At 72.2% G+C, this 22626-nt stretch carries 9 protein-coding genes (1 of these 9 running past the window's edge); 3 read left to right on the top strand and 6 right to left on the bottom strand.

The annotated features are described in order from the left end of the window. The 3 genes in view from ACFY4B_RS17840 to ACFY4B_RS17850 are tightly spaced (at most 56 nt apart) and all read right to left on the bottom strand, a layout consistent with a single transcriptional unit that may run on beyond the window. Window positions 1-11582, bottom strand: the 5' portion of a protein-coding gene (locus ACFY4B_RS17840) for a non-ribosomal peptide synthase/polyketide synthase (RefSeq protein WP_387968650.1). 19516 nt of this gene lie to the left of the window's left edge; the window shows 11582 of its 31098 coding nt (coding positions 1-11582); its start codon is at window positions 11580-11582; the stop codon falls past the left edge of the window. Between the two features lie 22 nt (window positions 11583-11604). Next, window positions 11605-16266: an amino acid adenylation domain-containing protein gene (locus ACFY4B_RS17845; RefSeq protein ID WP_387968652.1), complete on the bottom strand. Its 4662-nt coding sequence runs from the start codon at window positions 16264-16266 to the stop codon at window positions 11605-11607. Window positions 16267-16322: 56 nt separating this feature from the next. Continuing rightward, window positions 16323-16532, bottom strand: coding sequence for an MbtH family protein (locus ACFY4B_RS17850; RefSeq protein WP_375875770.1), 210 nt, complete (start codon window positions 16530-16532; stop codon window positions 16323-16325). 311 nt (window positions 16533-16843) lie between these two features. On the opposite strand from ACFY4B_RS17850, the gene ACFY4B_RS17855 reads away from it, so the two are divergent. The 3 genes from ACFY4B_RS17855 to ACFY4B_RS17865 are packed head-to-tail and all read left to right on the top strand — an operon-like array spanning window position 16844 to window position 19515. Beyond that, window positions 16844-17779, top strand: a complete 936-nt coding sequence (locus ACFY4B_RS17855; RefSeq protein WP_387968654.1) for a TauD/TfdA family dioxygenase — start codon at window positions 16844-16846, stop codon at window positions 17777-17779. Window positions 17780-17830: 51 nt separating this feature from the next. Then, window positions 17831-18826: a TauD/TfdA family dioxygenase gene (locus ACFY4B_RS17860; protein ID WP_375875772.1), complete on the top strand. Its 996-nt coding sequence runs from the start codon at window positions 17831-17833 to the stop codon at window positions 18824-18826. Beyond that, window positions 18823-19515 (top strand): 4'-phosphopantetheinyl transferase, encoded by a 693-nt coding sequence (locus ACFY4B_RS17865; RefSeq protein ID WP_375875773.1) that lies wholly within the window; start codon window positions 18823-18825, stop codon window positions 19513-19515. The genes ACFY4B_RS17860 and ACFY4B_RS17865 overlap by 4 nt, the downstream gene beginning before the upstream one ends. A 220-nt stretch (window positions 19516-19735) precedes the next feature. On the opposite strand, the gene ACFY4B_RS17870 is transcribed toward ACFY4B_RS17865, so the two are convergent. Genes ACFY4B_RS17870 through ACFY4B_RS17880 form a run of 3 tightly spaced genes read right to left on the bottom strand, consistent with a single transcriptional unit; the run spans window position 19736 to window position 22435 of the window. Then, window positions 19736-20494, bottom strand: coding sequence for a DUF4097 family beta strand repeat-containing protein (locus ACFY4B_RS17870; RefSeq protein WP_375875774.1), 759 nt, complete (start codon window positions 20492-20494; stop codon window positions 19736-19738). Window positions 20495-20498: 4 nt separating this feature from the next. Further along, window positions 20499-21143: a response regulator gene (locus ACFY4B_RS17875; RefSeq protein WP_375875775.1), complete on the bottom strand. Its 645-nt coding sequence runs from the start codon at window positions 21141-21143 to the stop codon at window positions 20499-20501. Beyond that, complete coding sequence (locus tag ACFY4B_RS17880) at window positions 21134-22435, bottom strand: sensor histidine kinase (protein ID WP_387968657.1); 1302 nt, start codon at window positions 22433-22435, stop codon at window positions 21134-21136. The genes ACFY4B_RS17875 and ACFY4B_RS17880 overlap by 10 nt, the downstream gene beginning before the upstream one ends. Between the last annotated feature and the right edge of the window lie 191 nt (window positions 22436-22626).

Below are 22626 nucleotides of genomic sequence, written 5' to 3' on the forward strand. Positions count from 1 at the left end.
AGGCGGCCGCCGTGCAGCAGGGCGCCCCACATCTCCCACACCGACACGTCGAAGGCGTAGGAGTGGAAGAGCGGCCAGACGTCCTGGGCGTCGAAGTGGTAGTGACGCTCACTGCTGGTGAACAGGCGCAGGACGTTGGCGTGGCTGAGGGCGACGCCCTTGGGCTTTCCGGTGGAGCCGGAGGTGTAGATGACGTAGATCAGGTTGTCCGGGGTGACCGCGGTGGCCGGCGCGACGGCCGGAAGCCCGGCGATCAGCGCCTGCTCCGCCTCGTCGTCCAGCACCACGACCCGGCCCTCGAACGAGCCCGTCAGCCGGCCGGCCAGCGAGGACTCGGTCACCAGGATCCGGGCACCCGCGTCCTGAAGGATGTAGGACAGGCGCTCGTCCGGGTTCACCGGGTCCAGCGGCAGGTAGGCCGCACCCGACTTCATCACGCCCAGCAGGGTCGGGACCAGGTCCAGACCGCGCTCCAGCGAGACACCCACGAGGTCGTCCGGGCCGGCACCCAGCGCGACCAGGCGCTGCGCCAGCCTGTTGGCCCGCTCGTCCACCTCGGCATACGTCAGCGACTCGGCGCCGAAGACCACCGCGACCGCGTCCGGAGTACGGAGCGCCTGCTCCGCGAACACCTCGTGCAGGCAACCGTCGACCGGCACCTCCACCACAGCGTTCCACTCACCCACCAGCGAGGCCCGCTCCGCCCCCGGCAGGCACGCCACCGAGGCGTCCCCGTCGAAGTCCGCGACCATCGCCTCCAGCACCAGCCGGTACATCTCCGCCAGCCGCGCCAGGTTCCACCCGCTCAGCACCTCGGTGGTGCTGCCGATGGAGATCCGGCCGCGGGCCGCGGTGACGTTGACCGCGAACTCGTTCACCCCGTCGCCGATGTTGGCGTCGACGTCGACGGTGTCGGTGTCGACCTGGTGGAAGTCCTGGTGGTCGAAGAGCATCGTGATCAGGCGCTCGCCGGTGCCGCTGTCGCGCTGGATGGCGGGCAGCGGGTAGCGGCGGTGGGCCCAGATCTCCGCTTCCTGGGCGTAGACCTGCTCCACCAGCTGGCGCCAGGTGCCGGACGGACGGGTGGCCGGGAACGGCAGCGTGTTCAGGTGCATGCCCAGCACCCGCTCGGCGCCCGGCGCCTCCAGACGCCCGTGGTAGACCACACCGGTGTGGAAGGCCTCCTCCGAGGTCAGCGAACCCAGCACCTTCAGGTGCGCGGCCAGCAGCACACTCTTCAGCGAGGTGCGCGCGCGGGCGGCGAGTCGGCGCAGGTCCTCCTCCAGGTCCGCGAACGGTGCGTGGGCCCAGTGCCGCTCGACGGTGCCGGTGCTCTCGCCCCAGCCGGCGGGCACGAGCATGGGCGCGTGCCGGCCGATGACGTCCCGCCAGAAGGCGCGGTCCTGCTCGGAGGCCAGCGACTCCAGCTCGGCCGCGATGAAGTCGGCGTACCGGACGGCCGGCGCCTCCTCGTCAGTGGCCTCGCCCCGGTCGCGCAGCTGCTGGTAGGCGGCCACGATCTCGGTCATCAGGGAGTTGGCGGTCCAGCCCTCGGTCACCGCGTGGCAGTGGCTGAGGACCAGGCGCCAGGCCTCGTCCGACTCCAGGTGGACGGCGAGCCGGACCAGCGGGGCGGCGGTCACGTCGAACGGGGTGGCGCGGTCCAGCGCGGCGAACTCCGCGCGGGCGGCGTCGAGCCCGGCCGCGTCGAGCTCGCGCAGGTCGTGCAGCGAGAGCGGCAGCTCGGCGGTGGCGTGGACGAACTGGAGCGGCTGCGAGTAGCCGGTCATCTCGACCGAGGTGCGCAGGATGTCGTGCCGCTGCACGACGTGCGCGAGGGCGGCGCGCAGCGTCTCCGGCTGGAAGGGCCGGGTGTCCGGGATCAGGAAGGAGTTGAGGTTGTGGTAGACCGCGGTGCCCGGGTTCGCCATCATCTCGACGAGCATGCCGGTCTGGACCTGCGACAGCGGGTAGGCGTCCACGACGCCCTCGGGCAGCGCGGCCCGGTCCCCGTCGCCGATCAGCGCGAACGGCTCCACCGTGGTGACCAGTGATGCGCCGGCCTCCTGACCGCTCAGCTTCTGAGCCAGGCGGGCGACGGTCCGCAGCTCGAAGACGTCCTGCACCGTCACGTCGTAGCCGGTGGCGCGCAGGGCGCCGACCAGACGGACGACGCGGATGGAGTCGCCGCCGAGGTCGAAGAAGCTGTCCTCGATGCCGACCCGGGTGACGCCCAGGACGTCCGACCAGACGGCCGCCAGCCTCTCCTCCACCGGGGTACGCGGCGCCACGTACGCGGACTGCGCGAACGCGTCGGCGTCCGGGGCGGGCAGGGCCTTGTGGTCGACCTTGCCGCTGTTGGTCAGCGGGATGACGTCCAGGGCGACGAAGGCGGTCGGCACCATGTACTCGGGCAGCGAGCGGGCCAGGAACTCCCGCAGCGCGACCGTCTCCGGAGCCGAGTCGTCAGCCGGGACCACGTAGGCGACCAGGGACTTGTCACCCTGGGCGTCCTCGTGCGCGGCCACGACGGCGTCGCGGACGGAGGTGTGCTCGCGCAGGGCGCTCTCGATCTCGCCCAGCTCGATGCGGTAGCCGCGGACCTTCACCTGGCCGTCGATGCGGCCCAGGCACTCCAGGGTGCCGTCCGGGAGGACACGGGCCAGGTCACCGGTCGCGTACAGGCGTGAACCTGCGGGACCGAAGGGGTTCGGAACAAACTTCTCCGCTGTCAGGTCCGGGCGGCCCAGGTACCCGCGGGCCAGACCGTCACCGCCGATGAACAGCTCGCCGGTCACACCCTGCGGCACCGGGTTCAGGTCCACGTCCAGGACGTGGAGCCGGGTGTTGGCCAGCGGGCCGCCGATCGAGACCTGCTCGACGCCGTCCGGGACCTCGCCCTGGGCGGACCAGATCGTCGTCTCGGTCGGACCGTAGACGTTGACCAGGCGGCCGACCTGCGGCAGCAGCTCCCGCGCCAGGCCGGCGGTCAGTGCCTCGCCGCCGACGAGCGCGGTGACGGCGTAGTTGTCGAAGCCGGCCTCGAGCAGCAGGCGCCAGCCCGACGGAGTCGCCTGGACGTGGGTGACCCGGTTCCGGGCCACCAGCTCGACGAGCGCGGCGGCGTCCTTGGCCTGTTCGGCCGAGGCCAGGACGATCGTCCCGCCGGTGATCAGCGGCAGGTGCAGCTCCAGACCCGAGATGTCGAACGACACCGAGGTCGAGGCCAGCCAGGTGCCCGGGCGGCCGGGGGTCACGTCGTCGCGGATCGAACCCAGCAGGTTCACCAGCGCACCGTGGCCGATCATCACACCCTTGGGGCGACCGGTGGATCCGGAGGTGTAGAGCACGTACGCCAGTTCCTCGGCGGCCGGGGTGACGCCCTCCCAGCTCTCCTCCGAACCGCCGTCCAGCGCCAGCCACGGACCCGCGTACTCACCCAGACGACCAGCCGGGTCGGCGTCGGTCAGAACGAGTGCGGCACCCGAGTCGGTGAGCATGTAGCCCACCCGCTCGGCCGGAAGCGACGGATCGACCGGGAGGTAGGCGGCACCCGCCTTCCAGACGCCCAGCATCGCCGCCAGGACACCCGGACCGCGGTCGAGGTACAGACCGACCACCGATCCGGACCCGACCCCCTGCCCACGCAGCCGGCCCGCGATCCGCGAGGACCACGCGTCCAGCTCGCCGTACGACACCCGCTCCCCGCCGAACACCACCGCGACCGCATCCGGCGAAGCAACCGCACGAGCGCGGAAGAGGTCGAGGGACAGCTCGCGCTGGTCTGGTTCCGTACGCATCCGAGGCACTGCGGTCTGCTCCAAGTGGGGTATGTAGGCGGCGGTGGCGTCGCCTTCGGGGTCCGAGGCCATGGCTTCGAGTACGAGCCGGTACATGGCGGAGAGCTGTTCGGCGCGATCCCGGCCGAGCTCGTCCGTGCTGGACTTGATCGCGAGGACACCGCCGGTGGCGATGACCGCGAGCGCGAACTCGTTGACGCCGACGCCCAGCCCCGCGCCGGCGTCCACGGTGCCGGTGTCGACCTGGTGGAAGTTCTGATGGTCGAACATCACCGTGAGCAGGCGCTCGCGGGTACCGCTGTCACGCTGGACGGCGGGCAGCGGGTACCGGCGGTGGGCCCAGGTCTCCGCTTCCTGCGCGAAGACCTGCTCCACCAGCTGGCGCCAGGTGCCGGACGGGCGGGTGGCGGGGAACGGCAGCGTGTTCAGGTGCATGCCCAGCACCCGCTCCGCACCCGGCGCCTCCAGACGCCCGTGGTAGACCACACCGGTATGAAAGGCCCGCTCCGGGCTGAGCATGCTCAGCACCTTGAGGTGGGCGGCCAGCAGCACGCTCTTCAGCGAGGTGCTCGTGCGGCGCGCCAGCCGGCGCAGCCCGTCCTCCAGGTCGCGGTAGTCGACCTCCAGGCGGTAGGGCTCCTTCGCACCACCCTGGGTGCGCCACCCCGACGGCAGCTCGAACGGCGTGTGGTCGGCGACGACGTTCCGCCAGAAGGCGCGGTCCTCCTCGGAGGCCAGCGACTCCAGCTCGGCCGCGATGAAGTCCGCGTACCGGACGGCCGGCGCCTCGTAGGCGGGCAGCTCACGGCCGTCGCGCAGGTGCTGGTAGGACGCCAGCAGCTCCATGAGCAGCGAGTGGTAGCTCCAGCCCTCGGCGATGGCGTGGTTGTAGGTGAAGGTCAGTCGCCAGGCCTCGTCCGACTCCAGGTGGATCGCGATCCGCAGCAGCGGCGCGGTCCCGAGGTCGAACGACTCGGCCTCCTCCCGGGCGGTGAAGGCCAGTAGTGCGGCACGCTGCTCGTCGGCCGTCAGACCCCGCAGGTCCTCGATGCGGACGGGGATCGTCGCCTCCGCATGCACCAGTTGCAGGGGCTGGCTGTACGTCTCGAAGTCCAGCGAGGTGCGCAGGGCCTCGTGGCGGCCGGCCACGACGGCAGCGGCCTTCGTGAGGGCGTCGAGGTCGAAGGGCGTGGTGTCCGGGATGCGGAAGGAGTTGATGTTCAGGTAGGCGGACTCGCCCCGGCCCTGAGCGGCCATCATCTCGACGAGCATGCCGGTCTGGATCTGCGACAGCGGGTAGGCGTCCACGACACCCGCCGGCAGCAGGCCCCGGTCCTCGTCGCCGATCAGCGCGAACGGCTCCACCGCGGTGACCAGCGATGCGCCGCCGTTCCCGGCGAGAACACCGGCGAGGCCGGCGATGGTGGTGTGGGTGAAGACCGTCCGAATGGAAGCCTCGTAGCCGGCGGCGCGCAGGGCGCCGACCAGACGGACGACGCGGATGGAGTCGCCGCCGAGCTCGAAGAAGCTGTCCTCGATCCCAATGCGGTCCATGCCGAGGACGTCCGACCAGATGGCGGCCAGACGCTCCTCCAGCGGGGTGCGCGGGGCGACGATCTCGGCGCCGGCGAAAGCGGTCTGGTCGACAACCGGCAGGGCCTTGTGGTCGACCTTGCCGCTGTTGGTCAGCGGGATGACGTCCAGAGCGACGAAGGCGGTCGGCACCATGTACTCGGGCAGCGAGCGGGCCAGGAACTCCCGCAGCACGACCGTGTCCGGAGCCGAGTCGTCGGCACTGACGACGTAGGCGACCAGGGACTTGTCCCCGTGCGCGTCCTCCTGGGCCGTCACGACGGCGTCACGGACCCAGGCGTGCTCGCGCAGGGCGCTCTCGATCTCGCCGAGCTCGATGCGGTAGCCGCGCACCTTCACCTGACCGTCGATGCGGCCCAGGCACTCCAGCGTGCCGTCCGCGAGGACGCGGGCCAGGTCACCCGTCGCATACAGGCGGGAGCCGGCCGGCCCGAAGGGGTTCGGAACGAACTTCTCCGCCGTCAGATCCGGGCGGCCCAGGTAACCACGGGCCAGACCGTCACCACCGATGAACAGCTCACCCGTCACACCCTGCGGCACCAGCTGAAGGCCACTGTCCAGGACGTGCAGCCGGGTGTTGGCCAGCGGACCACCGATCGAGACCCGCTCCACCCCCTCCGGGACCTCGCCCTGCGCGGACCAGATCGTCGTCTCGGTCGGACCGTAGACGTTGACCAGACGACCCACACGGGGCAGCAGCTCCCGCGCCAGGCCGGCGGTCAGCGCCTCACCACCCACCAGGGCGGTCACCGACACGTCCTCGAAACCCGCCGCCAGCAGCAGGCGCCAGCCCGACGGAGTCGCCTGGACATGCGTGACCTCGTTACGGGTCACCAGCTCCACCAGCGCCGTCGCGTCCTTGGCCTGCTCGGCCGAGGCCAGGACGATCGTCCCGCCGGTGATCAGCGGCAGGTGCAGCTCCAGGCCGGAGATGTCGAACGACACCGACGTCGAGGCCAGCCACGTACCCGCGCTTTCGCCCGTCACGTCGTCACGGATCGAACCCAGCAGGTTCACCAGCGCACCGTGACCGATCATCACACCCTTCGGGCGACCGGTGGATCCGGAGGTGTAGAGCACGTAGGCAAGGTCGTCCGAGGCGGGAACGACCCCGTCCCAGGCGTCATCTCCCGCACCGTCCAGCTCCAGCCACGGACCGGCGTACTCACCCAGGCGCCCGGCCGGATCGGCATCGGTCAGGACGAGCGCCGCACCCGAGTCCGTGAGCATGTAGCCCACCCGCTCGGCCGGAAGCGACGGATCGACCGGAACATACGCAGCCCCCGCCTTCCACACACCCAGCATCGCCGCCACAACACCCGGACCACGGTCCACAAACAGACCCACAACCGATCCGGACCCGATCCCCCGCCCACGCAGCCGGCCCGCGATCCGCGAGGACCACGCGTCCAGCTCGCCATACGAAACCCGCTCCCCGCCGAACACCACCGCGACCGCATCCGGCGAAGCAACCGCACGAGCCCGGAACAACTCCAGAGCCGAACCCGCACCCCACTCCACCACCGAACCACCACGCAGCAGAACAGCACGCTCCGCCTCCGCCAGCACCACACCCGACGCGTCACCGTCCGGGTCCGCCGCCATCGCCTCCAGCACCAGCCGGTACAGCGCGCCCAGCCGCTCGAGTGCGGCCCGGCTCACGACGTCCGACGTCGTGTTGAGGGCGATGTGCCCGTCGGAGGCGGTCACGTTGAGCGCGAACTCGTTGCCGCCGATGTCCTGCTGGACCGAGGTGCCGACGCTCGCGGTGCCGAGCTGGCCGAAGTCCTGGTACTCGAAGAGGACGGAGACGAGCCGCTCGCGGGTGCCGCTGTCGCGCTGGATGGCAGGCAGCGGGTAGCGGCGGTGGGCCCAGATCTCCGACTCCTGCGCGAAGACCCGCTCCACCAGCTCACGCCACGTGCCCGACGGGCGGGTGGCGGGGAACGGCAGCGTGTTCAGGTGCATACCCAGCACCCGCTCCGCACCCGGCGCCTCCAGACGCCCGTGGTAGACCACACCCGCGTGAATGGCCTCCTCCGGGCTGAGCATGCCCAGCACCTTGAGGTGGGCGGCCAGCAGCACGCCCTTCACCGAGGCCTTGGCGTCGTTGGCGAGCCGGTGCAGCTCCTCCTCCAGGTCGAGGAAGGGCACCCGTACGCCGTGCCGGTCGCGCGTACCGCCCTGCGGGTCGGCCCACGACTCCGGCAGCCGCAGCGGCGCGTGCTCCGCCACCACGTCCTGCCAGAAGGCGCGGTCCTCCTCGGAGGCCAGCGACTCCAGCTCGGCCGCGACGAAGTCCGCGAACCGGACGGCCGGCGCCTCGTAGGCGGGCAGCTCACGGCCGTCGCGCAGCTCCCGGTAGCACTCCACCAGCTCCATCAGCAGCGTGTTCAGGGTCCAGCCGTCGGTGACGGCGTGGCAGTGGCTGAGGGTGAGCGACCAGGCGTCGTCCGACTCGATGTTCACGCCGACGCGCAGCAGCGGGGCGACGGTCAGGTCGAAGGCGCTGTCGCGCTCGTGGGCGAGGCCGGCGGCCTCGCGGCGTTCCTGCTCCGCGGTGTCCAGGCCGCGCAGGTCCTCGATGCGCAGCGGGAGGTCACCGGTCTCGGCGTGGACGAGCTGGAGCGGCTGGGAGTAGCCGTTGAGGTGGATGGACGTGCGCAGCACCTGGTGGCGGTTCAGGACCTCCCGCAGGGCTCCGCGCAGCGCGTCCTGGTCGAGCGGGCGACCGTCCGCCATCCGGAAGAGGTTGACGTTGTGGTAGACGTCCTTGCCCGCGCCGTCGTCCTGGGCGGCCAGCATCTCGGCCAGCATGCCGGTCTGGATCTGCGACAGCGGGTAGGCGTCCACGACGCCCTCGGGCAGCGCGACGCGGTCCTCGTCGCCGATCAGCGCGAACGGCTCCACGGCGGTGACCAGCGACCCGTCGGTGGCCTGGCCGGCGAGGTGCTCGGCGAGGGACGCGACGGTGCGGTGCTGGAAGACGTCCCGGACGGTGAGGTCGTAGCCGGCGGTGCGCAGGGCGCCGACCAGGCGGACGACGCCGATGGAGTCGCCGCCGAGCTCGAAGAAGCTGTCGAGGACGCTGATGCGCTGCAGGCCGAGCACCTCGCCCCAGATCCCGGTCAGCTCCTCCTCGAGGGCGGTGGCCGGCGCGCGGTGGCCGCCGGCGGCCGCTTCGCCCGGGGCGGGCAGCGCGCGGTGGTCGACCTTGCCGTTTCCGGTCAGCGGGATGCTGTCGATGGCGACGAAGGCGGTCGGCACCATGTACTCGGGCAGCGCGGCGGCCAGGTGGGCGCGCAGCACCTCCGGGTCGAAGGCGTCGCCGTCGGCGGCGACCACGTAGGCGGTGAGCCGCTTGTTGCCGGGGCTGGGTTCGCGCACGCTGACGACGGTGTCCCCGACGGTCGGGTGCAGGCGCAGGCGGGCCTCGATCTCGCCGAGTTCGATGCGGTAGCCGCGGATCTTGACCTGGTTGTCGATGCGGCCGAGGAAGTCCAGCGAGCCGTCCGCGAGCCAGCGGGCCAGGTCGCCGGCGCGGTAGAGGCGGGACCCGGCCGGGCCGAAGGGGTTGGGGACGAACTTCTCCGCCGTCAGGTCCGGGCGGCCCAGGTACCCGCGGGCCAGACCGTCGCCGCCGATGTAGATCTCGCCCGGCACCCCGACGGGGACGGGGGCGAGGTCGTCGGTGAGGACGTACATGGTGCTGTTGGGGATGGGCTCCCCGAGCGGGATGAGCTCGGCCGCGGGCAGGTCGGTGATCGGGCTGCCGGAGTTGCCGATGGTGATCTCGGTCGGGCCGTACTCCGAGCCGACCATGGTGCCGCCGGGGCCGGCGAGCCGCTGCCAACGGTCGGCGAGCGAGGTGGGGAAGGTGTCGCCGGCCGCGATCACCAGGCCGGCGAGGCCGTGGGCCTGCTCGGGGGTGAGCTGGTGGGTGAGCAGGTCGAGGTGGCCGGGGGTGAGCTTGATGAAGCTGAACGGGCCGGCCGCCGCGAGGGCGGGGCCGAGGGTGGCGGTGTCGAGGTCCATCGGCATGAGGTGGACCGACTGGCCGGTGATCAGCGGGGTGAAGAGGTCGGGGATGCCGAGGTCGAAGGAGATGGAGGAGAACAGCGGCGCGCCGGCGTTCCCGTGGGCGGCGTACGAACCGACGGTCCACCGCAGGTAGTTGGCGAGGCCGTGCTGGTGGATCATGACGCCCTTGGGGCGCCCGGTGGAGCCGGAGGTGTAGATGACGTAGGCCAGCGCCTGCGGGTCGAGCGGGACGAGGGGGTCGGTGTCCGGCTGCTCGTCGACGAGGTACTGGTCCTGGTCCAGCACGAGGAAGGTGCCGTAGTGGATGCCGGCCAGGGTGGGGATGTGCTGGCCGGTGGTGACCACGATCGACGCCTGGGTGTCCTCCAGCATGAAGCGGAGGCGGTCGATGGGGACGCTCGGGTCCAGCGGGAGGTAGGCGGCGCCGGCCTTCCAGATGCCGACCAGGGTGGGGACGAGGTGGACGTCGCGGTTCAGGCAGACGCCGATGAGCATGTCGGGGCGGGCGCCCAGTTCGAGCACGCACCGGGCGATCCGGTTGGACTGCTCGTCCAGCTCGCGGTAGGTGAGGTGCTCCTCGCCGACGACGACGGCGACCGCGTCGGGGGTGGCGGCGGCCTGGGCGCGGATCAGGTCGACGGTGAGCTGCGGCCGCTCGGCGGCTCCGCCGTCGGCCCAGGTGCCGAGCACCAGGCGGCGCTCCTCCTCGGGGAGGATCTCCAGGGTGGACAGCGGCGCCCCGGGGTCGGCGGTGGCGCTCTCCAGCACCTGGACGTACTGGCGGGCGAAGCGCTCGGCGGTGGTCCGGTCGAACAGCGCGGTGGCGAAGTCCAGCCGGGCGTTGAGCGGGCCGTCCTGGACGTCCTCGACGTCCAGGGTGAGGTCGACCTTGGCGATGCCCTCACCGGATTCGCGCCGCACGGAGACGCCGGGCAGCTCCAGGCCGGCGTCACGCTGCTCGCGCATGATGAAGTCGACCTGGTAGAGCGGGGTGCGGGAGAGGTCGCGCTCGGGCTGCAGCTCGTCCACGAGGCGGGCGAACGGCACGGCCTGGTGTTCGTACGCGTCGAGGACGGTGCCGCGGCCGGCGGTGACCAGTTCGGCGAAGGACGGGTCGCCGGTCCAGGCGGCGCGGGCCACCAGGACGTTGATGCCGTAGCCGACGAGTTCCTGCAGCTCGGGGCGGTTGCGTCCGGAGACGGTCACGCCGACCGGGATGTCGGTGCTGCGGGTGTAGCGGGAGAGCAGCACCTGGTAGGCGGTGAGCAGGACGACGAAGCGGGTGACGCCGTGCCGGCGGGCGAGTTCGCCGACGCGCCCGGCCAGGTCGGCCGGGATGCTGAACGGCACCGAGGCGCCGCTCGGGTCGCGCAGGGCGGGCCGCTGACGGTCGGTGGGCAGGTCCAGTACCGGCAGACCGGCGAGCTGCTCGCGCCAGTAGGAGAGCTGGCGCTCCAGGGCGGGGCCGTTCAGTTCGCCGCGCTGCCAGGCCGCATAGTCGGCGTACTGGAGGGGCAGCGGGGCCGGCTGGTCGTCCTGGCCGGTGACGGCCGCGCGGTAGAAGCGGTCCAGCTCCCGCGTGACGATGCCCACCGACCAGGCGTCGCAGGCGATGTGGTGGAGGGTGACGACGAGCAGGTGGTCGTCGTCGGCCAGGGTGAACAGCTTCGCCCGCACCGGCCACTCGCGCTCCAGGTCGAAGGGGGCGGTGGCCTCCTCCTCCGCCAGGGCGCGGGCCCGCACCTCCCGGTCGTCGGCCGGGAGGTGCGACAGGTCGACGACGGCGATGTCCAGCGGCCGGGCCGCGTCGACCCGCTGCACCGGGCGCTCGCCCACCAGCGCGTACCGGGTGCGCAGGATCTCGTGCCGTGCCACGATCCGGTCCCAGGCGGTGCGCAGGGCGCCGACGTCCAGCGCGCCGGTCAGCCGCAGCGCCAGCGGGACGAGGTACTCAGGGCTCTCGGGGTCCATCCGGTTGAGGACCCACATCTGCTCCTGACCGAACGAGAGCGGCAGCGGCTGCTCGCGGTCGGCGGCGGTGATGGCCGGCCGGTGGTTGCCGCGCTTGCCCGCCAGGCGGCGGCGCAGCAGCTCCTCCCGCAGGTTGGCCGCGTTCTGCTTGGTGGACGACTTGTCGCCGGTGTTCATGATCCCTGGTCTCCCGCCAGCGCTAGTTGTCGATGAGCTCGGAGTCGGCAAGCCGCTCGATCTCCGCCTTGATCTCGTTCTCGATCGCCTCGGCCAGTCCGCGGACCGTAGGCATGTCGAACACCGTTCGAATGGTGAGGTTGACGTCGAACTCGTCCTGGAGCTGCGCGGTCATGCGGATCGCGAGGATCGAGTGGCCGCCGATCTCGAAGAAGCTGTCCAGGACGCTGACCCGTTCCAGGCCGAGGATGTCCGCCCAGATCTCGGCGATGCGCTCCTCGGTGGGGGTGGCCGGCGCGCAGTGGTCGCCGGCCGGAGACTCGACGGCGGGCAGGGCCCGGTGGTCCAGCTTCCCGTTCGAGGTCAGCGGGATGGCCAGCAGCTCCGAGACGGTGGCGGGGACCATGTACTCCGGCAGCGCCCCGGCCAGGTGGGCGCGGATGGCCTGCGGGTCGGCGGTGCCGCTCTCGGGGACGACGTAGGCGGCGAGGGACTTCTCCCCCCGGTCGTCCGTGCGCAGCACGACCACGGCGTCCCTGATGCCCGGGATCGCGGTCAACTGGGCCTGGATCTCGCCGAGTTCGATCCGGTAGCCGCGCAGCTTGACCTGATCGTCGATGCGGCCGAGGAACTCGATGGCGCCGTCGGGGAGCCGGCGGGTCAGGTCGCCGGTGCGGTACAGCCGGGAGCCGGCCGGGCCGAACGGGTCCGGAACGAACTTCTCCGCGGTCAGGTCCGGCCGGCCGAGGTAGCCGCGGGCCACTCCGTCGCCGCCGATGTGGAGCTCGCCGGCGACCCCGACCGGGGCGAGCCGGCCGTTGCCGTCCAGGACGTAGCCGGTGGTGTTGGGCAGGGAGCCGCCCAGCGGCACCGGCTGGTCGTAGGCGGTGACCACCGGGTGGGCGGTGGAGCCGATCGACGCCTCGGTCGGCCCGTACTCGTTGATGAGCCGGCCTGCGCCGAGGATCTCCCGCCAGTGGTTGGCGGTGCGGGCGGTCAGCGCCTCACCGGCGACCAGGATCAGCCGGGCGAGCCGCTCGCACTGTTCGGCGGTGAGCTGGTGGCTGAGCAGTTCCAGGTGGCCGGGGGTGAGCTTGACGAAGCTGAACGGGCCGGCCGCCGCGAGGGCGGGGCCGAGGCCGGACAGGTCCAGGTCGGCCGGCAGGACGTGCACCGGCTGCCCCGTGATCAGGGGGACGTAGAGATTGGTCGCCGGGAGGTCGAAGGCGACGGAGGAGAACAGCGGGGCGCCGCCCTCGCCGGTGACCAGGTCGCGGGCCGCCCAGCGCAGGTGGTTGACCAGGCCGTGCTGGGTGACCATGACGCCCTTGGGCTTGCCGGTCGAGCCCGAGGTGTAGATGACGTAGGCGAGGTGCTCCGGGTCGCCGGGACGCGCCGGGGCGTCGGCGCGGCGGGCCGCGATGGCCTGCTCGTCCCGGTCGACGAAGACCCGGGCGCCGGCGAAGGACTCGGTGAGGGCGGTGAGCGGGGACTCGGTGACCAGGACGGGGGCGCCGCAGTCGGCCAGGACGTGGCTCAGCCGCTCGGCCGGGTTGGCCGGGTCCAGCGGGACGTAGCCGGCCCCGGCCTTCCAGACGCCGAGCAGTGCGGTGACCAGCCCGGGGCCCCGCTCCAGGCAGACGCCGACCAGGGTGTCCGGGCGGGCACCGTTGGCGATGAGGTGGTGGGCCATCCGGTTGGCCTGCTCGTCGAGCTCCCGGTAGGTGAGCACCTGTCCGCCGCTGATCAGGGCGGGGGCGTCGGGGGTCTCGGCGGCACGGGCCTCGAACAGGTCGATGACCGAGCCGGGCTCCCACGTCTGCCGGGTGTCGTTCCAGCCGGTCGACAGCTCCTCGCGCTCGGCGTCGGTGAGGATGTCCAGCTCGGCGAGCGCCGAACCGGGGTCGGTGACGGCGGACTCCAGCAGCCGCAGGAAGTGGTCGGCCAGCCGCTCGATCGTGGCGTGCTCGAACAGCGAACTGGCGTACTCGAAGGCGCCGGTCCAGCTGCCGTCGGCCTCCGCGCGGACGTACAGGGTCAGGTCGGTCTTGGCGACCCGGCGGGCGTCGCGCAGGAAGCCGATGTCCTCGCGGTCGGGCATGCCCGCGGCCAGCCGCTCGTCGTGCATGTTGAACGCGACCTGGTACAGCGGGGTCCGGGAGAGGTCGCGCTCGGGCCGCAGCTCCTCGACCAGGTGCTCGAACGGCAGGTCCTGGTGGGCGAAGGCGGACAGGCAGGAGGTGCGGACGTCCTGCAGGGCGGTGGCGAAGGACTGCCGGTCGTCGAGGCGGCAGCGCAGCACCAGGGAGTTGAGGAAGAAGCCGACCATGGGCTCGGTCTCGGCGCGGGTGCGGCCGGCGACCGGCGCGCCCACCACGACGTCCCACTGCCCGGTGTGCCGGGCGAGCAGGGTGCCGAAGGTGGTGAGCAGGGTCATGAACGGGGTGGCCTCGTGCCGGCGGCCGAACGCCTTGGCCGCGGCGGCCAGCGGGCCGGGGACGGTGAAGGTGACGACGCCGCCGCGCCCGTCGCGCTCGGCCGGGCGGGGGTGGTCGACGGGCAGTTCCAGCGGGGCGGCCCCGGCCAGGGCGGTCCGCCAGTGGTCGAGGCTCTCGGCGAGCCTCTCCTTGCTGCGCCACTCCTGCTGCCAGGCGGCGAAGTCGGCGTACTGCAGGTGGAGTTCGGGCAGCTCGGCGCTGCGGCCCGCGCGGTGCGCCTCGACCAGCTCGCGGAACTCGCTCTCCAGGACCGCGGTGGACCAGCCGTCGCAGGCGATGTGGTGGAAGGTGATCAGGAGCAGCTGGTCGCCGTCGCCCTCACCGCAGAGCAGGGCCCGCCACAGGCGCCCGGAGGAGAGGTCGAAGCCGGTGTCGAACTGCTCCTGGCAGGCCGTGAGCAGCTCCTCGCGGGTGCCCTCGACGACCTTCAGCTCGATCGGCCGGTGGGCCTCGACGACCTGCAGCGGCTCGCCGTCCTGGCTCAGGTAGCGGGTGCGCAGGGCCTCGTGGCGCTCGCCGAGGGCATCGAGGGCGGCCCGGACGGCCTCCGGCCCGGTGTCCGCGGCCACGCGCAGGGACAGCGAGGAGACCCATTCCGGGCTCTGCGGCTGCATCGAGTCCATGAACCACAGGCGGCGCTGGCCGTAGGACAGCGGCAGCGCGGTGTCGCGCGGCACGGCGGTGACGGCGGGCGGGGTCGCCCGGTCGGCGCCGCCGTCGGGATCGATCAGGCGGGCCTGCTCGCGCACGGTCACCGCGGTGAACAGGTCGGTGAGGGCGATCTGACGGCCGGTCGCCGCGCGCAGCTGCTCGGCGAGCTGGGTGATGACCAGCGAGTAGCCGCCGAGCTGGAAGAAGTTGTCGTCGGCGCCGACCCGCTCCACCTCCAGGAGGCGGGACCACGCCTGGGCGACGATCTGCTCGGCCTCGGTGGCGGGGGCCGTGTAGGGCGGGCGCCCCGCGGTGCGCGGTGCCTTCCGGTCGTCGCCGGCGGTGGCAGTGACCTCTCCGGTGCGGCCCAGGTACTCCAGGGCGCCGTCGGTGCGCCAGCGGGCCAGGTCGCCGGTGCGGTGGAGGCGGGAGCCGGGGGGACCGTACTGGGCGGGGACGAGGGCCGCCGCGGTCAGGGCGGGGGCGCCCAGGTAGCCGTGGGGGGCACCGAGGCCGGCGACGTGGATCTCGCCGGGGACACCCGGCGGGACCGGGCTGCCCTCCTCGTCCAGGACGAGGACGCGGACGTTGTCGATCGGACGCCCGAGGACGGCGTGGGGCGCGTCCTGCCCGGCGTCGAAGGGGTGGGCGGTGACGGCGAGGGCGCCCGGTCCGTAGACGTGCCAGAGCGCGGCCCCGGGCAGGGCCTTGAGAACCGACCGGCCGAGGTCCGCCTCCAGCGGGGTGCCCGCGGCGAGCACGAGCCTGACGGCGGAGCGGTCCGCCGTCTCCTGGCCGCCCACCAGGTCGGCGAGCAGGTCGGGAGTGGCCGGCAGGACGGTCACCGCCTGTCGGGCGACGAGGTGCGCCAGCCGTCCCGGCTCGGCGGCCTCCTCCGGCGTCGCCAGCACCGCGGTCGCGCCGGCGGCCAGTGCGGTGAACACCGGCCACGGGGCGTCGACGGCGCGGTCCAGGTGGAGGATCCGGTCGGCGGCGCCGATCCCGTGCCGGCGCGCCGTCCAGCGGACCTGGTTGGCCAGGGCCGCGTGCTCGACGACCAGAGCCGTGCCGTCCGGGCCCCGGCTCACCCAGGCGCTCTCCGAGGTCGCCCCGGGGTCGGTCGCCGGGAAGAACGAGATGTCCTCCTCGTCCGCGTCCAGGAGCACCACCCGCACGCCCTCGCCCGCCACCTCGGCCGCGAACCGCTCCAGGGTGAGGACGACGCCGACGGCGCTGCCCTGCTGGATCCGGCGCAGGTGCGCGGCCGGCCCGTCGGCGTCCAGCGGCACGGCGACCGCGCCGGCCCGCCAGACGCCGAGGACGGCCGACGGCAGCTCGGCACTGTGCGGCAGGTGGGTGCCGACCAGGCTCTCCGGGCGGACACCGGCGTCGCGCAGGTAGTGCGCGAGCCGGTTGGCCGCCTCGTCGAGCGCCGCGTAGGTGATCTCCTGGTTGCCGTGGCGAACGGCGACCGTGTCCGGAGCCTGGGCTGCCAGGTCCGCGATGAGACGGGTGAGGGGCGTCTGACGTGCCACGAGTGCTCCGAGCGTGGTCAGGAGGGACGGGGAAAGGGGGTGGGGAGGGGGGAGGGTCAGGCGGCGTTCTCGGCCATGCGCTGACGCAGGCTCAGCGGGCGCATGTCGGTCCACACCGTGCCGATGTGGGACAGGCATTCCTCCTTGGTGCCGCGGGTACCTTCGGCGCGCCAGCCGGCGGGCAGCTCGCGCTCGGCCCGCCAGATCGAGTACTGCTCCTCGTCGTTGAGCACGACCAGGTACTCCTGCGCGTTCTGCTCGGACATTTCGCTCCCAATACGTGTCTTCGTCCGCCTGGTGACGGACGGCGGCAATGCTTGAATACCTACTCTCCGAGTGGCCCTATAGGTGGTCTATATCTCACCCCGAGCGGCGCGGACGAGCCCTCAGATATGTGACATGAACACTCAGAATTTACGCATATACCCAGGTCAGAGCGATTGGATCGGCCCTATATTCAACGGATTGAATTTTGTAGACGGAATATAGAAAAGCGAAAGATCCTCTCTACTCAGTGATTCCGTGCGCTGCTCGCGGCGGAGGTGCCGCCGATGGCGGAGAAAGGGAAAAGGCTGTGATGACGGATCGCCTGGCGTGGAAGCCCCTGGAGATCGGCCCGGAGAGTCCGGGCGTGGCCGGCGACGCGGAGGGGCTCCTCGCCGAGCTCCGGCGAACGGATGTCGCCGCGCTGCTGACCGAACGGAAGGCACTGGTGTTCCGGGGCTTCGGCATCACCGAGGAGACGCTCGGCACCGTCATGGACGAACTGCTGCCGAACCGGGCGGCCTACGTCCACGGGAACTCACCGCGGACCAAGGTCGGCCGGAACGTGTACACCTCGACGGAGTACCCGGCCGAGTTCGTCATCTCGATGCACAACGAGCTCTCGTACGCCCATGCCTGGCCGGAGCGGCTGCTGTTCTTCTGCGCCGTCCAGCCCGGGACCGGCGGGGCCACCCCACTGGTCGACGCCGCGCTGTGGCTGGAGTCGCTGGACGCCGAGGTGCGCGAGGCCTTCGCGGGCGGCGTCCGCTACACCCAGAACCTGCACGGCGGCCGCGGTCTCGGCAAGAGCTGGCAGGAGACCTTCGAGACCGACGACCCGGCGGAGGTCGAGCGGTTCCTGGCCGGCGCCGAGGCCGAGTGGCAGTGGCGTCCCGGCAACGCCCTGCGCGTGGTCCAGAACCGCCCCGCCACCGTGAGGCACCCGGTCACCGGCGCGGAGGTCTGGTTCAACCAGGCCGACCAGTGGCACCCGGCGATGCTCGGCGCGGACGCCGCCGCCCTGGCCCGGGTGATGCCCGCCGACGAGCTGCCGCAGTCGGTGAGCTTCGCCGACGGCGGCGCCATCCCGCCCGAGTACGTCACCCAGATCCGCGACCGCGGTCTGGAGGCCGCGGTCGACGTGGACTGGCGCACCGGCGACCTGCTGCTGATCGACAACCTCCTGGTCGCCCACGGCCGCCGGCCCTTCACCGGCGACCGCCGCGTCCTGGTGGCGATGTCCAGCTGAGGCCCTGACCGCCCGTACGGCCCCTAGAAGATCGGGAGAAGAGGAAACCCCATGACCACACTGCTGCCTGAACCGGTTCTGGCGCCCGCCGACAACCGGCTCACGCTGACGCTGTCCGAGCAGGAGCGGCGCGAGGTCGCGCTGCTGGCGACGCAACTCGCCTACACCGCGCCGCGGCTGATCGACGACCCCGTGTGGGTGGAGGCGGCACGGGAGCTCTCGTGCCGGCTGCCGCACCGCCTGCAGGAGGTGATCCGCGCCTACCGCCACGACCCCGGCGAGGACGGCATCCTCGCGCTGCGCAACCTGCCGGTCGTCGAGGAGGAGCTGCCGTTCACCCCGGCCGTACCGGACTCGGTCGAGCGCGAGGCAGCCGTGCCGGCCGCGATCGCCGCGCTCGTCGCGCTGAACCTCGGGGAGATCGTCGCCTACCGCGAGGAGAAGTTCGGCGCCCTCGTCCAGAACGTCGTGCCCGTCCCCGGCCGGGAGACCTCGCAGAGCAACGCCGGCTCCGTCCCGCTCGAACTCCACGTGGAGAACGCGTTCCACCCGCACCGCCCCGACTTCGTCGGACTGCTGTGCCTGCGCAACGACCGCACCCGCACCGCCGGCACGCTCGTCACCTCGGTGCGCAACACCCTGGGCCTGCTGCCCGAGCACGTCGTCGAGGTGCTGGGCCAGCCGCGCTTCCGCACGTCCCCGCCGCCGTCCTTCGGCAGCGGGGACTCCGGCCCGGTGCACCCGGTGTTCAGCGGCAGCCCGGCGGACCCCAACGTCCGCGTCGACTTCCACGCCACCGAGGCGCTGGACGAGGAGGCCGGGTCCGCCCTGACCGCGCTGCGCGACGCCTTCCTGCGGACCGCGCGCACGCTCGTCCTCCAGCAAGGCGAGATGGCCTTCGTCGACAACCGGGTCACCCTCCATGGACGCACCGCGTTCGAGCCGAGCTACGACGGCTTCGACCGCTGGCTGCACCGCACCTTCGTGAACCTGGACAACCGCCGCACCCGCGGACGGCGGCCCGGCAACGGCAGCGTCCTGGTGTGAGCGGCGGCGCGCTGGTCGCGGACCTGTTCTCCCCGCCGGTCGAGGTCGCGGAGGCGTTCGCCGACCTCGACGGGGTCCCGCTCTTCCCCGAGGAGCGGGCGGTGCTCACGCACGCCGTGCGGCGCCGGCGCCGGGAGTTCGCCACCGTCCGCGCCTGCGCCCGAACCGCGCTGGCACGGCTGGGGACGCCCCCGGCGGCTCTGGTGCCGGGGCCGTCCGGCGCCCCGTCCTGGCCGCCCGGCTTTGTCGGCTCCATGACCCACTGCCCCGGGTACCGGGCCGCCGCGGTGGCACCCGCGGCCACGGTGGCCTCCCTGGGCCTGGACGCCGAACCCGACGAACCGCTGCCCTTCAAGCTGGGGATGGTGGCGGTCGAGGAGGAGCGGTCGATGGTGGCGGCCCTCCTCGACCGCCGCCCCGACGTGCGCTGGGACCGACTGCTGTTCAGCGCCAAGGAGAGCGTCTACAAGGCCTGGTACCCACTGACCGGCAACTGGCTGGACTTCGACCAGGCCGTCATCACCTTCGAGGCCGACTCCCCGGTCTTCACGGCCCGTCTGCTGGTACCGGGCCCCGTCGTGTCGGGTGTGCGGCTGGCCGGCTTCGAGGGGGCCTGGTCCGCCTGCCGCGGACTCCTGGTGACGGCGGTCACCGTCCCCGCCGACCCGGCACTCGCCGGGAGCGGTTGAACACCCACTGCTCGACACCCACTGCTCGACACCCTGCCCGTCACGACGCCTCCGGCCGCCGCTCCCCGCGCGGACCGGGGGCGTCCGTGCGTCCCCGGGAAGGGTGGTGACGGAGCCCAGACCACCGGGGGTAATGGTCTGGGCTCCGTCCGAACCGCCACCGGCTCCGGCGGCCGCGAGAACGGCGGTCGCCGTGCTGCTCACCGGTGGCGGTGGTCTCTCAGCGGTGGATGTCGATACCGCCGCTGTTGGTCTTCACCATGACGCTGTGCTTGGAGTTCCGGTCGATCGGCAGGTCGATCTTCGGGGAGCTGTTCGCGCTCTGCGCCTGGATGTAGTAGTCCGAGGACGGCAGGGTGATGTCCACGCCACCGTCGTGGGTGGTCACGTTCGCCGTGGTCGGGGCGGCGCGGAAGGCGGCCCGGACCTCGCCGTCCTTCGACGTCGCGTCCATCGTGTCCGAGCCCGCGCCTGCCACCTTGATCTGGCCGCTGCCGCTCTTCAGGGTCAGCGGGCCGGAGGGGTTGGTGAGGTCGATGGCGCCCGAGCGGGTGGTGATGTCGAGGCTGCCGGCCAGGTCGTGCCCGGTGGTCCAGGAGTCACCGGAGGACACCTTCGCCGCGAGCTGGGCGGGCAGCGTGATGTCGAGCTTGATGTCGCAGTCGCCCGAGCACGACTGCGAGACGGTGATGGTCCCGCCGGACGTACTGGTGGTGACGGTCGGCGGGCTGTCGGTGTACTTGCCGGTCGCCGTGACGTGCACCGCGGAGTCGTTGCTGGGGCTCAGTGAGACACCCGCGTTGGCCGCGTTGACGGTCAGCAGCGTGACGGAGGCGGCGTCGGCCTGGTCGGTCTGGGAAAAGTCCTTTTGACCGGGCAGCACCTTGAGCATCGTCCAGGCGCCCGCCCCGATGACGACGAGCAGGACGAGCAGCGCGGTACCCGTGATGAGTGACTTGTTGTTCTTGCCAGAGGACATGCTTTCAAGCTCCCAAGTAGCGTAGGACAGCCAGGACCCGGCGGTTCTCGCCGTCCTCCGGGTGCAGGCCGAACTTCGTGAAGATGTTGCTGATGTGCTTTTCGACTGCGGCGGGCCCGACGACCAGCTGGGCGGCGATCCCCGAGTTGGAGCGGCCTTCCGCCATGGCGGACAGCACGTCCTTCTCCCGGGGGGACAGCGAGCTCAGCGGGTCCTTCCTGCGGCTGCGGGCCAGCATCTGCTTGACGACCTCGGGGTCCAGCACGGTGTCCCCCGACAGCACCCGCTTCAGCGCGCCGACGAACTCGTCGACGTCCGAGACGCGGTCCTTCAGGAGGTAGCCGACTCCCTGCCCGTCGTCGCCGATCAGGTCGACGGCGTAGCTCTGCTCGACGTACGCGGACAGCACGAGCACCCCGACGTCCGGCCACCGGTTGCGGATCACCAGCGCGGCGCGCAGGCCCTCGTCCACGAAGGTCGGCGGCATCCGCACGTCGACCACGCACACGTCGGGCCGGTGTGTGGCCACCGCCCGCAGCAGGCCCTCTCCGTCACCGACCGCCGCCAGGACCTCGATGCCCTGTTCCTCGAGGAGGAGCACCATGCCCTGCCGCAGCAGTGCGGAATCCTCGGCGATCACTACACGCATTGCATTTCCACCTCGATCGTGGTCGGTCCGCCCACCGGGCTCGTGACCGTCAGCTTTCCGTCCAGCCCGGCCACCCGGTCCGCCAGACCGGTGAGGCCGCTGCCCCGGGCGGGATCGGCACCACCGATCCCGTCGTCGCCGATCGCGACCATCAGCCGGTCGCCGATCCGCCGCACCAGCACCCAGGCGCTGGTCGCCGCGGAGTGCTTGCCGACGTTGGCCAGTGCCTCGGTCACCACGAAGTACGCGGCTCCCTCGACGGTGGCGGACGGCCTCGGCTCCACCTCGACGTCGACCGTCACCGGGATCGGCGAGCGGGCGGCCACCGCGGAGAGCGCGGCGTCCAGGCCCCGGTCGGTGAGCACCGGCGGGTGCAGGCCCCGGGTCAGGTCCCGCAGCTCGACGATGGCCTGGCGGGCCTCGTCGCGAGCACTGTCGACCAGTTCCGCAGTGGCCTCCTGGCCGGAACCCTTGAGCCGGGAGCTGACCCGTCCCAGGGTCATCGCCATGGCGACCAGCCGCTGCTGCGCGCCGTCGTGCAGATCCCGCTCGATGCGCCGGCGTTCGGCCTCCGCCGCGTCCATGGCCCTGGCCCGGCTCTGCGTCAGGTACTCGACCCGGCGGGTGAGCTCCACGTCCCGCCCCGGGGCGAGCAGGGACCGGGCGATGCCCGTGTCCATGGCCAGCAGGGCGCGCACCGCGACCGGTGACACCGTAGCACCGAGGATCAGGCCCGCCATCGCGACCGCCAGGGCGGTCAGCGGATTGTCGACGACCAGCGGGCCGATCGCCGCCTGTCCGTTCGGCAGGCCGAAGTAGTAGAAGGGCAGCAGCGCCAGCATCACCGGGCCGGCCCACAGGAGCGCCACCGCGAAGAAGTTCAGCAGCGACACCGGCATCAGCAGGGTGAAGTACGCGGCCTGCCGCCAGACCGGCTCGCTGCCGAGGACCGAGGCCGTGGACTGCAGCGGACGCATCGACAGCTCGGGGGCCTGCTGCCCGGCGATCTCCACTCCGGTGAGCATGGCGAACCTGCCGCGTTCGACCCGCGCCAACCGGTGCAGCGCCCATCCGGCGCCGACCACGAGGGGGATTCCGGTGAGGGCGACGGGCAGCAGCATGATGCCGGTCACCAGCAGCGCCAGGACGGCGAAGCCGGCCAGCGCCATGACCCCGTCGGTGGCCAGGTGCGCGGACGCCAGCCACAGTTCGGGGGTGCGCAGTGCCCTGAGGGGGTTGTGCGACAGGCCCCGGCTCCCGGGTACGGCCGTCGGCCTCGGGTTGTCCATCATCAGTTCTCAGCCCCGTCGTCCGTCGGGGCCGGCCCATCGGCGCTTCTGCTCGTCCACGGCCGACCCACGCTCCTTGCTCATCCATCTGCTGAACTCCGGGAAACAGTAGGTGTGGGGGCCGCGTCGGCGGCACAAGGGCAACCCACGGACATGGGGTAGGGAAAACCCACCGCGGGCCCGTGGGTCTCCAT

The organism is Kitasatospora sp. NPDC001261 (genome assembly GCF_042896795.1).
GTDB lineage: Bacteria > Actinomycetota > Actinomycetes > Streptomycetales > Streptomycetaceae > Kitasatospora.

What these genes read in the sequence shown, in the direction of transcription:
- ACFY4B_RS17850 (WP_375875770.1), bottom strand. Translation starts at nt 16,532, where the DNA reads ATGTCCGAGCAGAACGCGCAGGAGTACCTGGTCGTGCTCAACGACGAG.
- ACFY4B_RS17855 (WP_387968654.1), top strand. Translation starts at nt 16,844, where the DNA reads ATGACGGATCGCCTGGCGTGGAAGCCCCTGGAGATCGGCCCGGAGAGT.
- ACFY4B_RS17860 (WP_375875772.1), top strand. Translation starts at nt 17,831, where the DNA reads ATGACCACACTGCTGCCTGAACCGGTTCTGGCGCCCGCCGACAACCGG.
- ACFY4B_RS17870 (WP_375875774.1), bottom strand. Translation starts at nt 20,494, where the DNA reads ATGTCCTCTGGCAAGAACAACAAGTCACTCATCACGGGTACCGCGCTG.
- ACFY4B_RS17875 (WP_375875775.1), bottom strand. Translation starts at nt 21,143, where the DNA reads ATGCGTGTAGTGATCGCCGAGGATTCCGCACTGCTGCGGCAGGGCATG.
- ACFY4B_RS17880 (WP_387968657.1), bottom strand. Translation starts at nt 22,435, where the DNA reads ATGATGGACAACCCGAGGCCGACGGCCGTACCCGGGAGCCGGGGCCTG.